Consider the following 15,286-nt stretch of genomic DNA (forward strand, 5'->3'; position numbering starts at 1 on the left):
GTGATGATCAAGTACGGTTCGACTATGTCTGCAAGCGGTGGTTCCGATTTCCGGTGGAGCCCTCCGGGGCCCGCGATGTTGTTCTGTCCCGCGGACCGGCCCGACCGCTACGCCAAGGCCGCCGAGCGTGCCGACGTGGTGATCCTCGACCTCGAGGATGCGGTGGCGCCGGACCGGCGCGAGGCGGCCCGCGAGGCACTTGTGGCGAACCAACTGGACCCGGACCGGACCATCGTGCGGATCAACTCCGCGTCGACCGGGGAGGCGCGCCGCGACCTGGCCGCCATCTCCGAGACGATGTACCGGGTGGTGCTCGTGGCCAAGGCGCAGACCGCCGAGGAGGTCGCGCGCACCGAGATGCAATCGATCGCACTGATCGAAACGCCACTCGGGGCGGTCAACGTCAACGACATCGCCGCGGCGCCGAACGTGATCGGGCTGATGTGGGGTGCCGAGGACCTCGTCGCCGGCCTCGGCGGCTCGTCGTCGCGCTTCGGACCCGACGAACCGCGCAGCGGGACCTACCGCGACGTGGCCCGCACCGTGCGGGCCACCGTCCGACTGGCCGCGGCTGCCCACGACCGGTTCGCCGTCGACGCGGTGCACCTGGACATCGACGACGTCGAGGGCCTGCGGTACGAGGTACTCGACGCGGTGGCGCTGGGCTACCAGGCCACCGCCTGCATCCACCCGTCGCAGGTGGCCACCATCCGCGACGCCTATCGCCCGACCCCCGACGAAGTCGAGTGGGCCGCCGCGGTCATCGCAGCCTCCGACGAGCACTCCGGGGTGTTCACCTTTGCCGGTCGAATGGTGGACGGGCCGGTGTTGAGCCAGGCCCGCGCGGTGCTGCTGAGGGCGGGCCGATAGTCGTCCCGGGGACATCGCCGCCGACGCCGGTGCTGGACATGTATTAGCGTGGGGGTGCAATTTGGTGCGTGCGATCACACTCGCGCCCGGGCGCCAGAACGATTGAAGGAGTCAAGACCACATGAGTTACCCACCGAGCGGCTACGGGCAGCAGCCGGCCGCCCAGGATCCTTCCGCCTATGGGCAGCAGGCCTACGGCCAGCAGGCCGCGTATGGCCAGCAGGGCTACGACCAGCAGGGCCAGCAGGCCGCGTACGGCCAGCAGGGCTACGACCAGCAGCAGGCCGCCTATGGCCAGCAGGGCTACGGGCAGCAGCCGGCCTATGGCCAGCAGCAGTACGGGCAGCAGCCGGCCTATGGCCAGCAGCAGTACGGCCAGCAGCAGTACGGCCAGCAGGCCTACTACGGCCAACAGCAGGCCTACACTCTGCCGAAGCCGCCGAGCCAGGGCCTGCCGTCGAACATCGCCCAGATTCTGGCCTTCGTCACACTCGGGCTCGGCGTGATTCTTTTCCTCCTCGGCCTGTTCGCCGACGCGTTCAACCTTGAGTGGGCCCTCATCTTGATCGTGCTCAGCGCGGTGGCCGGCGGTGCCGGGATCGCCAAGGACAAGGTGCTCGCCACGGTCGTGACCGCGGTGGCCGCCGTGGCCTTCCTGGGCGGTCTCGTGCGATCGCTCCTCATCAGCTCGCTGTTCTACGACGGCGGCAAGGTGATCGCCTACGTCAGCGTCTTCTTCGGTCTTGTCACCCTCGGCGTGGCGATCTTCTGGCTGCTCGTCACGCTGGGCAAGGTCAAGGTCGCCCCGGAGCCGGGCTCGGCCGAGGCCGAGGCGGCCGCGGAGTCGGCCGAGGCGACTGCCGCTGCGACCGGGGGCACCACCGCCTCGTCGGCCACCGCCCCGTCGGCCGCCACCACGGTGGCCGCTCCGGCCGCCAGCGCCTACTCGTACCCGGCGGCGACCGCTCCCGCGGCTGACGCCGCCGCCGCGGCCGGCACCGAGGCCCAGGCCGCCGTCGATGCCGCCTCGTCGGCGACGACCCAGGTCGTGGACACCGCAGCCGGTGCCGCACAGCAGGCCGGCGACAGCGCCACGTCGGTCATCAACACCGGCGAGCAGCAGCAGTAGCACGCACCCATCGCCAGCAGCCCCGGCCGGATTCGGCCGGGGCTGCTGCGTATCCCGGGCGGTTCGTGCGTCCGCCGTGACTTTGGCCTCGCCCCGGCGCGCCTGCGTGTCGCCGCCGACGATGGCTGAGACGCTGAACAGCGATGAAAGGACAGAACGGATCCCTCGCCACGCGTCTGCGGCAGGTGCGGCAGACCCAGCGCGAACACGCCCTCAACTCCGCCGGAACGGCACGCGAACTGGTCATCGTCGCCTTTGCCGTGCCGTTGGTGACGCTGCTGGTGCTCACGGTGATCGTGGCCATCACGCTCGCCCTGTCCGGCGCGGGATTCGGTGCTTTCGGTACCGCACTGGGATCGGCCTGGCTGAGTTTGCACCAGGTGCCGTTGAGCATCGGCGGGGTCGGGCTTTCGACGCTGCCGATGCTTCCCACGATCGCCCTGGTCGCCGCCGTCTTCATCTACACCGGTCCGTCGGCCCGCCTGCGCACCACACCGTCGGACCTCGCCGCGCTCGTCGGCGCCGCCGTCGGGGGACCGCTGCTCATCATGGCCCTGGCGCTGGCGGTGGTGCTCGACGGAAGCTCGGTGCTCCCGGTCAACCCGCCGAATGCGCTGTGGGCATTCCTCGCGACCGTCGCGGTGTACGGCGGGGGGACCGTGGCCGGAATCGCCCGCCGTGATTGGCGCGAGTGGTGCGGCCGGCTCGGGATCGGCGGCGCGCGGCTCGACGACCTCGTGGTCGGTTTGCGGACCGGCGCGCTGGCCGCCCTGATGCTCATCGGCGCCGGGGCGGTCGCGGTGTGTGCCCTGTTGATCCTCAACTGGCAGTCGGTGGCCGCGGTGGTGGCCGAGGGCAACCGCTTTGACGGCTACCTCGGGCTGGTGGTGGTCTCGCTGCTCTACCTGCCCAACGTGGTCGTGGATGCTGCCGCGGCCCTACTCGGGACCCCGGTGCCGATCGGCACGGCGATTGTCGACGTGTTCAACCCGCAAACCGGTGCGGTGCCGGCGTTGCCGATTCTGGCGATCGTTCCCGGCGCACCGCCCATCCGTTTCCTGTGGGCGACGGCTCTGGCGGTACCGCTGGCCATCGGGGTGTGGGCGGCACTGCGGACCAGGCACATCGACCTGGCGCGCAACGTGCGGCGCGTCGCGATCAGCGCCGCCACCGTCGCCGTGCTGATGCTGGTGGCCACCGCGGTGGCCGGCGGATCGGTCGGCGAGCTGGGGCGCGCCGGTGCCGATGCGCCTCTCGCGGCGGCACTCGCCTTCGCCTGGGTCGCGGTGATCGGCGTCGTCACCGCGCTGGCCAACGGACTGCGGCGCGAGACCAAAGAGGCCCGGCGCGCTGCCGCTGCCGCCGCACCGGCGGCCGATGCCGACGACGGGGCCGGGACCGACGACGCGACCGGGGCCGAGACCAAGGCGGAGAAGCCTGCCGCGGCACCGGCCGAGCCGACCCCGGTCTTCTACCGGCCCGACGACGACGCGCCGGTCATCGACGACCTCGAGGACCTCATGTTCGTCGACGATCTGCCCGCCGACTAGAATCGCTGATCGTGAAGTCCGAGGAGATCAGGTGACGGTTCCCGTTGCCGTACTGGCTTCGGGCACCGGCTCCCTCCTGACCGCGCTGCTCGACGCCGCCGAGGCGGATTCGGCTGCCTTCGACGTGGTGGCCGTCGCCGTCGACCGCGACTGCCGGGCGGCCGAGTTGGCCGCGCAGCGGGGGATCGCAGTCATCACCTGCCGGCTCGGCGACTACCCCGACCGGGGTGCCTGGGACCGCGCCCTGACCGAGCAAACCGCCGCCTTCGCGCCGGAGTGGGTGGCCACCGCCGGATTCATGAAGATCCTCGGCCCCGCTTTCCTCGACCGGTTCGCCGGCCGCGTGGTGAACTCCCACCCGGCGCTGCTCCCGGCGTTCCCCGGCGCCCACGGCGTGGCCGACGCCCTCGCCTACGGCGTGAAGGTCACCGGTACGACGGTGCACCTCGTCGACGGCGGCGTGGACACCGGCCCGATTCTCGCCCAGACCCCGGTGGCCGTCGAGCCCGACGACACCGAAGAAACGTTGCATGAGCGCATCAAGCAGGTCGAACGCGTGCTGCTCACCGACGTCGTCACAGCCCTTGCCACCCGTGGGGTGGTCACCGACGGACGAAAGGCCCAGATTCCGTGACCGATACCAAGCGCCCCATCCGCCGTGCACTCGTCAGCGTGTACGACAAGACCGGCCTGACCGAGCTCGCGACCGCCCTTCACGGTGCCGGCGTGGAACTCGTGTCGACCGGCTCGACGGCGAAAACCATTGCCGCCGCCGGTGTTCCGGTGACCGAGGTATCCGAACTCACCGGATTCCCGGAATGCCTGGAGGGCCGCGTCAAGACGCTGCACCCGCGCGTGCACGCCGGGATCCTGGCCGACACCCGCAAGGACGACCACCTGGCCCAACTCGACGAGCTGGGGGTGGCCCCCTTCGAGCTGGTGGTGGTCAACCTGTACCCCTTCACCCAGACGGTCGCCTCGGGTGCCACTCCCGACGAGTGCATCGAGCAGATCGACATCGGCGGCCCGTCGATGGTGCGGGCGGCGGCCAAGAACCATCCGTCGGTTGCCGTCGTCGTCGACCCCGCCGACTATGAGGGCATCGGGGCGGCGGTGTCGGGCGGCGGCTTCAGCTTGGTTGAGCGGCAGGCCCTGGCTGCCAAGGCGTTCCGGCACACCGCCGACTACGACGTCGCGGTCGCCTCGTGGATGACCAGCGTCGTCGTTCCCGACACCGAGTCGCAGTTCCCGGTTTGGGCCGGTGCGACGTGGAGCCGGTCGGCGGTGCTGCGCTACGGCGAGAACCCGCACCAGGCCGCCGCGCTCTACACCGACAACTCCGGGGCGGCGGGTCTCGCGCAGGCGGACCAGCTGCACGGCAAGGAGATGTCGTTCAACAACTACACCGACGGGGACGCCGCCTGGCGCGCCGCGCACGACTTCACCGCCCCCGCGGTCGCGATCGTCAAACACGCGAACCCGTGCGGCATCGCCGTCGGCGAGGACATCGCGGCCGCGCACCGCAAGGCGCACGAGTGCGACCCGGTCAGCGCCTATGGCGGGGTCATCGCGGCCAACCGCGAGGTCAGCCTGGCGATGGCGGAGCAGGTTGCCGAGATCTTCACCGAGGTGATCATCGCGCCGTCCTACGCCGAGGGCGCCGTCGAGGTGCTGTCCAAGAAGAAGAATCTGCGCATCCTGATCGCGCAGACGCCGACGCAGACCGGCACCGAACTGCGGCCCGTCTCCGGTGGTGTGTTGCTCCAGCAGCGCGACGTCCTCGACGCCGAGGGCGACGACCCGGCGAACTGGCGCCTGGTCGCCGGCGAGGCGGCCGACGCCACCACCCTCGCGGACTTGGAGTTCGCGTGGCGCGCCTGCCGCGCGGTCAAGAGCAACGCGATCCTGCTGGCCGTCGACGGCGCCTCGGTGGGCGTCGGCATGGGCCAGGTGAACCGCGTCGACTCCGCGCACCTCGCCGTGCAACGGGCGGGGGCGCGGGCCGCGGGATCGGTGGGGGCCTCCGACGCTTTCTTCCCGTTTGCCGACGGGCTGCAGGTCCTGATCGACGGCGGCGTGCGTGCGGTGGTGCAACCGGGCGGGTCGATCCGCGACGAAGAGGTCATCGCCGCCGCGGAGAAGGCCGGGGTCACCCTCTACCTGACCGGGGCGCGCCACTTCGCGCACTGATTTCTGGGGGTAGCGTGGAGTCGTGGCGACCTCCAACGAATCCACCGCACCCCGTCCACCCGCCGCTGCGACCGTCGGAGAGCTGCGCGCTTCCGACCACGTCCAGCGCAGCGTCCGCGACGAGATCCGGCACAACCTGCTGACCGCGTTGCGGGCCGGCGAGGATCCCTGGCCCGGGATCGTCGGCCTCGAGTCGACGGTGATTCCGCAACTCGAGCGGTCCCTGCTGGCCGGTCACGACGTCGTCCTCCTCGGCGAGCGCGGCCAGGGCAAGACCCGCATCCTGCGCACCATCGTCGGCCTGCTCGACGAGTGGACACCGGTCATCGCCGGCTCGGAGCTGGGCGAGCACCCGTTCGAGCCGATCACCCCGGAGTCCAAGCGCCGGGCGGCCGAGCTGGGCGATGAGCTGCCGATCGCGTGGCGGCACCGCAGCGAGCGCTACAGCGAGAAGCTGGCGACCCCCGACACGTCGGTGGCCGACCTGGTCGGCGACATCGACCCGATGAAGGTTGCGGCGGGCCGCAGCCTCGGCGACCCGGAGACCATTCACTTCGGACTCATCCCGCGCGCGCACCGCGGCATCGTCGCGATCAACGAGCTGCCCGACCTGGCCGAGCGGATCCAGGTCGCCATGCTCAACGTGATGGAGGAGCGCGACATCCAGGTCCGCGGCTACTCGCTGCGCCTCCCGCTCGACGTCCTCGTGCTGGCCAGTGCCAACCCGGAGGACTACACCAACCGCGGGCGCATCATCACCCCGCTCAAGGACCGGTTCGGCGCCGAGATCCGCACCCACTACCCGCTCGAGCTCGACGACGAGGTCGGCGTCATCGAGCAGGAGGCCGACCTGCTGGCCACGGTCCCGGACCACCTGCTGGAGATCCTGGCGCGCTTCACCCGCTATGCGCGGGAGAACCCGGCGATCGACCAGCGGTCGGGCGTGTCCGCGCGGTTCGCGATCGCCGGTGCCGAGACGGTGGCCGCCGCGGCCCTGCACCGCAGCGCGGTGGTGGGCGGCGACGAGGAGGCCCCGGTGGCGCGGGTCGTCGACCTGGAGTCGGTGGTCGAGGTGTTGCGCGGCAAGATCGAGTTCGAATCGGGGGAGGAGGGGCGCGAACTGGAGATCCTCGCCCACCTGCTGCGCAAGTCGGTGGCCGACACGGTGCGCGAGCATTTCGGCGGGATCGATCTCGCACCGCTGGTCGTCGCCCTCGAAGACGGGCACCCGGTGGTGACCGGCGACCGTGTCTCCGCCACCGACCTGTTGGGGTCCTTGCCCGCCGACGAGCCGGTCGGCAAGACGGTCGAGGCGATTGCCGCGCGGTTCGACGCCGACACCGACGGGGAGCGCGCGGCCGCCGTCGAACTGGCCCTCGAGGGGCTGTTCCTCGCCCGGCGCATCGGCAAGGAAGCCGATGACGCGGGGCAGACGGTCTACGGGTAGCGACCAGCGATGTCCGAGCCCGTTTCCGACGCCGAGGGGCGCAGCCGGCGGAACTTCCACCGCTCGCGCTACGACCGGTATCAGGGCGGCCCCGACCCGTTGGCGCCACCGCTGGACCTGCGCGAGGCGCTCGACGAGATCGGTGCCGACGTCATGGCCGGGTCGTCGCCGCAGCGGGCGCTGCGCGAACTGCTGCGGCGGGGCACGCCCACCATGCGGGGCCTTGACGAACTGCGCGAACGGATCAACCGCCGCCGCAACGAGATTCTGAAGCAGCGCAACCTCGACGGCACCTTCGCCGAAATCCGGGAGTTGCTCGACCGCGCCGTCCTCGAGGAGCGCAAGCAGTTGGCGCGCGACCTCGACGACGACGCGCGGTTCGCCGAGATGCAGATCGGCAACCTCCCGTCCTCGACGGCCGCGGCGGTCAACGAGTTGGCGCAATACCAGTGGCGCAGTCCGCAGGCCCGCCAGGACTACGAGAAGATCCGCGACCTACTCGGGCGCGAGCTGCTCGAGCAACGGTTCGCCGGGGTGAAGTCGGCCTTGGAGGGCGCCGACGAGAACGATCGCCAGGCGATCACCGAGATGCTGTCGGATCTGAACGACCTTCTCGCCAAACACAACCGCGGCGAGGACACCACCGACGCCTTCGCCGACTTCATGGCCAAGCACGGGCAGTTCTTCCCGGAGAACCCGCGCAACACCGATGAGCTCGTCGAGTCGTTGGCCAAGCGCAGTGCCGCGGCGCAACAGTTCTACAACTCGCTCTCGCCCGAGCAGCGTGCCGAGCTCGACCAGCTCTCCCAGCAGGCCTTCGGGTCGCCCGACCTGATGAACGCGCTGGCCCAGGTCGACTCGCAGTTGCAGATGGCCCGCCCAGACCTGGACTGGGATGGTTCGCGCGAGTTCTCCGGCGAGCGCCCCATGGGTTTGGGGGAGGCTGCCACGGCGATGGCCGACTTGGCCGAGCTCGACGAGTTGAGTGAGGCGATGAGCCAGCAGTACGCCGGTGCGGACCTGGCCGACATCGATCTGGACGCGCTGGCCCGACAACTGGGCGACGACGCGGCCGTCGACGCCCGGACGTTGCAGCGGTTGGAACAGGCGTTGCGCGACCAGGGATTCTTCGAGCGGGGCGCCGACGGCGAGATGCGCCTGAGTCCCAAGGCGATGCGCCAATTGGGCCATTCGGTGCTCGCCGACGTCGCCGAGCGGTTGACCGGGCGCGGGGAACGGGAAACGCGGCTGTCGGGCCGCCTCGGCGAACCGACCGGAGCCACCCGGGAGTGGGCCTTCGGCGACACCGAACCGTGGGATGTGCCGCGCACCATCACCAACGCCGTCGTGCGCGGAGCCGGGGCGGGGGAGTTCAGTCCCGGTCGGCCGGTGCGGCTGGAGATCGGCGACGTGGAGATCACCGAGACCGAGGCGCGCAGCCAGGCGGCGGTCGTCCTCCTCGTCGACACCTCCTTCTCGATGGAGATGGAGGGGCGGTGGACGCCGATGAAGCGGACCGCGATCGCACTCAACCACCTCATCTCGACGCGGTTCCGCACCGACGAGCTGGCGATCATCGCATTCGGCCGCGAGGCCCGCACCATCGACGTCGGAGAGTTGGCCGGGCTGTCGCCCCGGATGGAGCAGGGCACCAACCTGCATCACGCGTTGTTACTCGCGCAACGACACCTGCGGCGGTTCCCGCACGCGACTCCGGTGGTGCTGATCGTGACCGACGGCGAGCCGACTGCGCACCTGGAACCGTCGGGGGAGTCGTTCTTCTACTATCCGCCGCATCCGCAGACCATCGGGCTGACCGTGTCTGAGCTCGACCACCTGTCGCGGATGGGTGCGCAGATCACGATCTTCCGTCTGGGCGAGGATCCGGGGTTGGCCATGTTCATCGACCGGATCGCCCGCCGCGTTGGTGGCCGGGTGGTGGCTCCCGATGTCGACGGCCTCGGTGCCGCCGTCGTCGGCGACTATCTGCGCGGCCGTGGCCGTCAGCGTTAGTTCCACGAGGAACGGTAGAGAGGTGTCGGCCAATACAAGCCAATAGAAAAGTGCCCCCGCTGCGCTCGTGCGCGGCGAGGGCTCTTATCTGGCAGGTTGGATCTCCCGCTCGGGGACTGTCAGTAGCCGCTGCTGCTGGCTGCCAGACCGAGTGCGACGTTCAGGATGACCAGGATGACCAGGACGATGACACCGGCGATGGCGCCCCAGATGGCGAACTTCTTAGCGTCCTCGGCGGCTTTCTGGGCGCCAGCGACATCACCCTGCGCCCACAGTTTGGACACCGAGGTCGACTTGATGATGGCAACAATGCCGAGGGGAAGGCAGCACAACACGGTTGACAGGATCGCCCAGACGAGGTTGTTGTCGGGCTCCGGTCCCGCGGCGCCGTACTGTCCGGGAACCGGCTGTCCGGGGAACGGCTGACCAGGAGTGGCGCCGGGGTTGTTCTGCGGGTCGTAGGGGGAAGTCACATTTACTCCTGTTATGGTCTGATCACACCCGGCCGTGGGGCACGGAGGGTCCGCGCTGACAATTCCATGTTGGTGAGGGTGTAACGCGGTGAGTATATCCAAAGTCCAAGGCCGTGCATATTATTCGTTCGTTCGGCTGAAGAAGGTCTGATCAACCAAGCGTAATCGCAATAATTGTGATAAGCGGAATCGCCAGAATCGTCGTCACCAGAGCCGAATCGCGAGCAACGGTCTGGCCGCGCTGATATCGCAGCGCGTAGACGAAGACGTTCTGTGCCGTCGGCAATGCGGCGATGACGACCTGGGCGAACAAGTGGTGCCCGGTGAGACCGAAACCCCACCGGGAAACCGCGTAGGCCAGCGCGGGCATGGCCGCCATCTTCAGCACGGAGGCGAGCGCGACATCCAGACGCGGGTCGCCGGACCCCTGCGGATCTGCGGAACCGCTGCGGCCCGCGGCGAGGGACAGCCCGAAGACCAGCAGTGCCAACGGGACCGAGGCGTCGCCGAGCATCCGGAACGGGTCGAGGATCGCCTGCGGTGGATGCCAGCCGAGAGCCGATACCGCCATGCCCGCCACGCCGCCCAACAGGATCGGATTGGTCAGCGGTGCCACGATGGCGTCGCGCCACACCCGTCGACCCGAGGTTTGCGCACTCGACATGTCGAGCGCCACCAAGGCGATGGGCGAGTAGATGAGGATCTGGAACAGCAGCAGAGGAGCGATGAACGACCGGTCGTCGAGGACGTACATCGCGATCGGCACGCCGAGGTTGACGCTGTTGACGTATGAGGAGGACAGCGCGCCGATCACCAGTTCGCCGGTGTCTCGGCGCAACCAGAGCCGGGCGATGACGACATAGACGAGTCCGATGGTCAGCGCAGTGCCGCCGGCGATCACCAGCGTGGAAGAGAAGACGGCGCGCAAGTCGCTGGTGACCAGGGCGTGGAACAACAGCGCCGGGGTGCAGACGAAGAAGACCAATCGCGACAAGACCTCGGTGGCACCCGATCCCAACGTGCCGAGGCGCCCGATTGCGAGTCCGATACCGATCACCAAGAAGATGACGGTGAAACCTGAAACGACGCCGGACACTCCGAACAGCCTAGTGCGGCGGTGATCGTTGAACCGACGCCGATCGGCACCAGATGCCGGTTTACGGTAGTTTTTTGAGAAATGCACCCTGCTGTACAAGGACACCAGTGACCACCTCAGAGACACCGGAAGAGTCGGCGAACTCCACTGCGGCCGCCGCGCCACAGCCGATCAGCCTCACCAAAGACGACGCCGCGACGGCATCGGTGCCGATCCCCGGCGATGCCGCCGCGGGGGTTGTGCAGACGCCGGCCGAGGCCGTCTACTACTCCGATCAGCAGAGCTACCCGGCCCAGGGGTATCCCGCCGGCAGTCCGCAGCAGCAGGCCTCCTACCCGCCCGTTGAACCGCAACCCGCCCAATACGGCGCCCCGGCTTCCTATGCCCCCGCTCCGGACCAATACGCAGCGGCCTACGGGTCCGCGTACGGGACACCGGCCTACTCGGGCTACGGCGCCGCCTATCCGACCAGGTCGTCGACCAACGGCATGGCGATTGCCGCGCTGATCGTGGGCCTCGTCGGTTTCGTTCTCACGATCTGTTTCGTCTTCAGCGGTGTCATCACCGGGACGATCGCACTGATTCTCGGTGCCGTCGCGCTCAAGCAGATCAACAACTCTCCGGGAGGCACGTCGGATGGCGGTAGCAAAGTCATGGCCATCGTCGGCCTCGTTTTGGGCAGCCTTCAGTTGCTCGGGTCCATCGTGGTCATCGTGGTGCTCATCGTTGCCTCGGTTTCCGGCTGATCCCACAGCGCAGACGTCACATTCCGCAAGCAGAAACCGGAGACATCAATGACTGAACCGAACGACGGAACCGCGGGCGAAGGCCAGTTCGGCGCCTCCGACGCCGACGAATGGTCGTCGGTGAACCTGAACAAGCCGGCATCCCCGGTTCCGCCGACGGACCCTGTTCCACCCGAGGTACCGGCCCCTCCGTCGGTGCCGGGCACCGAAACCGGGTATGTCGATCCGGCGAGCAGCTCCACTCCGCCACCGGGGTACCCGGCACCCCAATCGGGTTACGCGCAACCGGGGTATGTGCAGCCCGGCTACGCACAGCCGGGATACCCCCAACCCGGATACCCGGTCGGGCAGCCCGATCCGTACGCGAACGCATACGGGTATCCCGCGTACGCGGCACCCGGCTCGGGAACCGACGGTTTGGCCGTCGCCGCACTGATCTGCGGGGTCCTGGGGCTGATGTGCTGTATCCCCGGGCCGATCGGCCTGATTCTCGGCATCATGAGCCTGCGCAACATGAATCGCGACGGGGTGGACGGCGGTAGTAACCGGGGCATGGCGATTGCCGGCATCGTGCTCGGCGCCATCACGACCCTGATCATCGTCGCCTATGTGGTGATGCTCATCATCGGCTTGGCCGCCGGGGTGTAGCGGGGCTCGTTTTGGTCCTGGCGGTGCCGGGACTGTATTCTGGTCGGGTTGCGCGCCCACCGGTGCCGAACCGGGACGCAGGCGCACACCAGAGAACTTGAAGGAAAGAAGGGCAGACCCATGGCCGTACCGAAGCGCCGCATGTCGCGGGCCAACACCCACAGCCGTCGTTCGCAGTGGAAGGCGGACAACCCGGCTTTGCAGGAAGTCAAGGTCAACGGGGTGCCGCAGCGGCTTCCCCGTCGTCTCGTGAAGGCCGCCGAGCTCGGCCTGATCGACATCGACCGCCGCTAGTCCGGCTCAGACCGAAAAGGGGCGCCCGCGATGCGGGCGCCCCTTTTCGGCGTCGGTACAACCGGCCGGCGATCAGTTCTGTGCGATCGCCTTGTTCACCAGGCGGGACACGAAGTTCGGCACCACCTTGCTGGCATTGTTGAGCACCGTGGTCTGCACGCCCACCGAGTAGTGGGTGCGGTGGATCAACTTGTCCGCGGCATTCGGGTGGACCGAGGTCCACACCCGGTCGGCGATCTCCTCCGGGGTGATCCGGATGCCCAGGGTCTTCGCCGACTTGGTGTCGGCGTCGGCGAGCGCGGTCTTGGCCCAGAGCGGCCAGATGGCCACCACGCGGATGTCGTCGCGCTGCCACTCCAACTCCAGCGCCTCGGTCAACCCGGCGACGTAGAACTTCGCCGCCGAGTAGGTGGCGATGTCGGGCTGACCGTAAATGGCCGAGGCCGACGCGATATTGACCAGGTGCGACCCGGGGGTGTCCCGGAGGTAGGGGAAGGCGGCCTGTGCGCCCAGCGTGACGCCGAGGACGTCGATGTCGATCTGCGCCTGCACCGCCTCGGCGGTGATCGAGTCGAGGCGCCCGCCGACGAGGATGCCGGCGTTGTTGTCGAGCACGTCGAGCTTGCCGTCAGTGTGCGACGTGAAGTCGGCGAGGGCGTCGGCCCAGCCTTGTGCCTTGCGGACGTCGAGGGTGCCGGTGATGAAGTCGGGATGCTCGGCCCGAACGGCTTCCAGGGCCTCGGTGTTGACGTCGTAGACGCCGACGGTCCAGCCTTCGCGCGCAAAGCGCGTTGCGGTGGCCAACCCGATTCCGGCGGCTCCGCCGGAGATGAAGATTGATGGCATTCTCTGCCTGCTTTCCGATTGCGCGGGGATCGTGTGGCGCGTGACGCGCCGGCCCCATTCTCTCATTACCCGCCGGTAAGTTGCGACCGGGTCGCACCACCGAGCACCGCGAGTTTCATTCAAGGGGATCACGATTGCGCCTTATGGCGTGCGCGGACGGGTCGATATTGGTAGTTTCTGCCTGTTCCATCTATCAAAACGATTTGGGGAGCCCCTTAAATGACTCAACCGCCCATCGATCCGGGCCAGCAACCGAACAACCCGGGCCAGCCGGGCTACCCGCCGGCCGGACAGCAGCCGGGCGCGTACCCGCCGGCGGCCGGACAGCAGCCGGGCGCCTACCCGCCGCCGCCTCCGGGAGCGCCGGGTTCCTACCCGCCGCCGCCTCCCGGCGGTGCTTACCCGCAGGGCCCGGCAGCGGGCCAGCCGTACAACATTGGCGACGGATTCAGCTGGGCGTTCAACAAGTTCGGTAAGAACGCCGGACCGTTGATCATCGCCACGCTGATCTACCTGATCATCGTCGGCGTCGTCTACGGCATCTTCTACGGCATCGGTTTCGCACTCGCCGACAAGGAGACGGTCTACGGCACGACGACCGTCAGCTTCGGCGCGGGCACCTTCGCCGTCTGGATCATCGGATACCTCGTGACCCTCGTCGTGGGGGGCTATGTCCTGTCGTCCTTCTGGAACGGGATCCTGCAGATCACCGATGGCCAGCAGGTCAGCGTCGGCTCGTTCTTCCAGCCGCGCAACGTCGGCAACGTGATCATCGCGACGCTGCTCAGCGGCATCATCATCGGTATCGGCTATGCCCTGTGCGTCTTGCCGGGCCTGATCGCCGCGATCTTCCTGTTCTTCACCGTCGTCGCCGTCGTCGACCGCAATATCAGCGGTACCGCCGGTCTCGGGGCGAGCTTCAACCTGGTCAAGGAGAACTTCGGTCCGGCCATCCTGACCTGGTTGGTCGTCAGCATCGCCTTGGCGATCGGTGGCGCGATTTGCGCTATCGGGTTGCTGGTCGCCGGTCCGGTGGCCGGTCTGCTGACCGCCTACGCATGGCGCAAGCTGACCGGTGGCTTCGTCGCACCCGCGACGCAGTAGCACCCGCCGCATCATCAATCGGGCCCCCGCCGTTCTCGGCGGGGGCCTGATTGTTCGACCCACCCGAGTCGCCGGCCGACCGGGCGCGCCGTAGGGTCGACGCCGTGACTGAACCGCAAATCCCCACGCCGCCGCCGGGCGCCTTCCCGCCGCCGCCCGGTGCGTATCCGCCGCCGCCCGGCGCCTTCCCGCCCCCGCCCGGCGGGTACCGGCCGGTTCCAGTGGACCCGAACACGGTGCCGTACAGCCTGGACACCGGAGCACGGTGGGCATGGCGCAAGTTCACCGACAACGTCGCCGGCCTGTTCGTCGGCGTGCTGGTGCTGATGGCGCTCAGCACGGTCGCCATGCTGTTCACGATCGTCGGATTCGTGGTCCTGATGGGCAGTGCGAGTGACAGCGAAGGCGCGGGAATCGCGGTCGGCATCGTGTTACTCGTATTGGGGATACTGGCCTACGTCGGCGTCTCGGCGTATTTCGCCAGCGCTTACACCGGTGGCCTCATCGACATCGCCAACGGCGTCCCGACGACGACCAGTTCCTTCCTGCGCCCCCGGTACTTCGGGACCGTTTTCGCCCTCGTCCTTCTCCAGACTCTGGCGGTCCTCGCCGGCTCGGTGGTGTTCTGCGTGGGCGGGATCATCGTGTCGTTCTTCCTCGCCTATGCGGTCATGGTGGTGGTGGACAAAGGCGTCGGGGCGATCGAGGCGATGAAGACGAGCGTCTCACTGGTGCGCGGCCATCTCGGCGACGCTTTCGTGCTCTTCCTGGTGGTGACCGCCCTCACCATGGTGATAGGCGTGCTCGCGACCCCGTTCGTGCAACTGTTGACCGTCTTCGCCTACCGCCGCTTCTCGGGACAATCGGTCGCGGTCTGATC

The 15,286-nt window shown here is 68.6% G+C and carries 15 protein-coding genes; 12 read left to right on the top strand and 3 right to left on the bottom strand.

Annotated features, from left to right (window positions below):
- Nucleotides 1–24 precede the first annotated feature (24 nt).
- The 7 genes from nbrcactino_RS05055 (at nt 25) to nbrcactino_RS05085 (ending at nt 9,199) form a co-directional block, all read left to right on the top strand.
- Nucleotides 25–870, top strand: coding sequence for an HpcH/HpaI aldolase/citrate lyase family protein (locus nbrcactino_RS05055; RefSeq protein ID WP_161926370.1), 846 nt, complete (start codon nt 25–27; stop codon nt 868–870).
- Nucleotides 871–991: 121 nt separating this feature from the next.
- Nucleotides 992–1,999, top strand: a complete 1,008-nt coding sequence (locus nbrcactino_RS05060; protein ID WP_161926371.1) for a hypothetical protein — start codon at nt 992–994, stop codon at nt 1,997–1,999.
- A 143-nt stretch (nt 2,000–2,142) separates the two neighbouring features.
- On the top strand, nt 2,143–3,549 hold the full coding sequence (locus nbrcactino_RS05065) for a cell division protein PerM (RefSeq protein WP_161926372.1): 1,407 nt from the start codon (nt 2,143–2,145) through the stop codon (nt 3,547–3,549).
- A gap of 31 nt (nt 3,550–3,580) precedes the next feature.
- Entirely contained in the window at nt 3,581–4,183 is a 603-nt protein-coding gene (gene purN, locus nbrcactino_RS05070) for a phosphoribosylglycinamide formyltransferase (RefSeq protein ID WP_161926373.1), read from the top strand.
- The gene (gene purH / locus nbrcactino_RS05075) at nt 4,180–5,739 is read left to right on the top strand and encodes a bifunctional phosphoribosylaminoimidazolecarboxamide formyltransferase/IMP cyclohydrolase (RefSeq protein ID WP_161926374.1); all 1,560 of its coding nucleotides are present in this window, start codon (nt 4,180–4,182) and stop codon (nt 5,737–5,739) included. Before purN ends, purH begins: the two co-directional genes overlap by 4 nt.
- A gap of 22 nt (nt 5,740–5,761) precedes the next feature.
- Nucleotides 5,762–7,186, top strand: coding sequence for a sigma 54-interacting transcriptional regulator (locus tag nbrcactino_RS05080; protein ID WP_161926375.1), 1,425 nt, complete (start codon nt 5,762–5,764; stop codon nt 7,184–7,186).
- A 9-nt stretch (nt 7,187–7,195) separates the two neighbouring features.
- Entirely contained in the window at nt 7,196–9,199 is a 2,004-nt protein-coding gene (locus tag nbrcactino_RS05085) for a vWA domain-containing protein (RefSeq protein ID WP_161926376.1), read from the top strand.
- Nucleotides 9,200–9,318: 119 nt separating this feature from the next.
- On the opposite strand, the gene nbrcactino_RS05090 is transcribed toward nbrcactino_RS05085, so the two are convergent.
- Complete coding sequence (locus nbrcactino_RS05090; protein ID WP_161926377.1) at nt 9,319–9,672, bottom strand: CD225/dispanin family protein; 354 nt, start codon at nt 9,670–9,672, stop codon at nt 9,319–9,321.
- 151 nt (nt 9,673–9,823) lie between these two features.
- On the bottom strand, nt 9,824–10,768 hold the full coding sequence (locus nbrcactino_RS05095) for an AEC family transporter (protein ID WP_161926378.1): 945 nt from the start codon (nt 10,766–10,768) through the stop codon (nt 9,824–9,826).
- Between the two features lie 107 nt (nt 10,769–10,875).
- Between nbrcactino_RS05095 and nbrcactino_RS05100 the strand changes: the two genes are divergently transcribed.
- From nbrcactino_RS05100 to rpmF, 3 genes are all read left to right on the top strand, one after another.
- Nucleotides 10,876–11,514, top strand: a complete 639-nt coding sequence (locus nbrcactino_RS05100; protein WP_161926379.1) for a DUF4190 domain-containing protein — start codon at nt 10,876–10,878, stop codon at nt 11,512–11,514.
- A 48-nt stretch (nt 11,515–11,562) separates the two neighbouring features.
- The gene (locus tag nbrcactino_RS05105; RefSeq protein ID WP_161926380.1) at nt 11,563–12,162 is read left to right on the top strand and encodes a DUF4190 domain-containing protein; all 600 of its coding nucleotides are present in this window, start codon (nt 11,563–11,565) and stop codon (nt 12,160–12,162) included.
- 120 nt (nt 12,163–12,282) lie between these two features.
- Nucleotides 12,283–12,456, top strand: coding sequence for a 50S ribosomal protein L32 (rpmF, locus tag nbrcactino_RS05110; protein WP_161926381.1), 174 nt, complete (start codon nt 12,283–12,285; stop codon nt 12,454–12,456).
- A 72-nt stretch (nt 12,457–12,528) separates the two neighbouring features.
- Here the strand turns inward: rpmF and nbrcactino_RS05115 are convergent, their stop codons facing one another.
- Nucleotides 12,529–13,302 (bottom strand): SDR family oxidoreductase, encoded by a 774-nt coding sequence (locus nbrcactino_RS05115; protein ID WP_161926382.1) that lies wholly within the window; start codon nt 13,300–13,302, stop codon nt 12,529–12,531.
- Between the two features lie 219 nt (nt 13,303–13,521).
- Between nbrcactino_RS05115 and nbrcactino_RS05120 the strand changes: the two genes are divergently transcribed.
- Nucleotides 13,522–14,406 (top strand): DUF2189 domain-containing protein, encoded by an 885-nt coding sequence (locus tag nbrcactino_RS05120; protein ID WP_161926383.1) that lies wholly within the window; start codon nt 13,522–13,524, stop codon nt 14,404–14,406.
- 104 nt (nt 14,407–14,510) lie between these two features.
- A complete protein-coding gene (locus nbrcactino_RS05125; protein WP_161926384.1) occupies nt 14,511–15,284 on the top strand; it encodes a hypothetical protein in 774 nt (257 codons plus the stop codon).
- Nucleotides 15,285–15,286: the final 2 nt, after the last annotated feature.

The organism is Gordonia crocea (assembly GCF_009932435.1).
Lineage (GTDB): Bacteria > Actinomycetota > Actinomycetes > Mycobacteriales > Mycobacteriaceae > Gordonia > Gordonia crocea.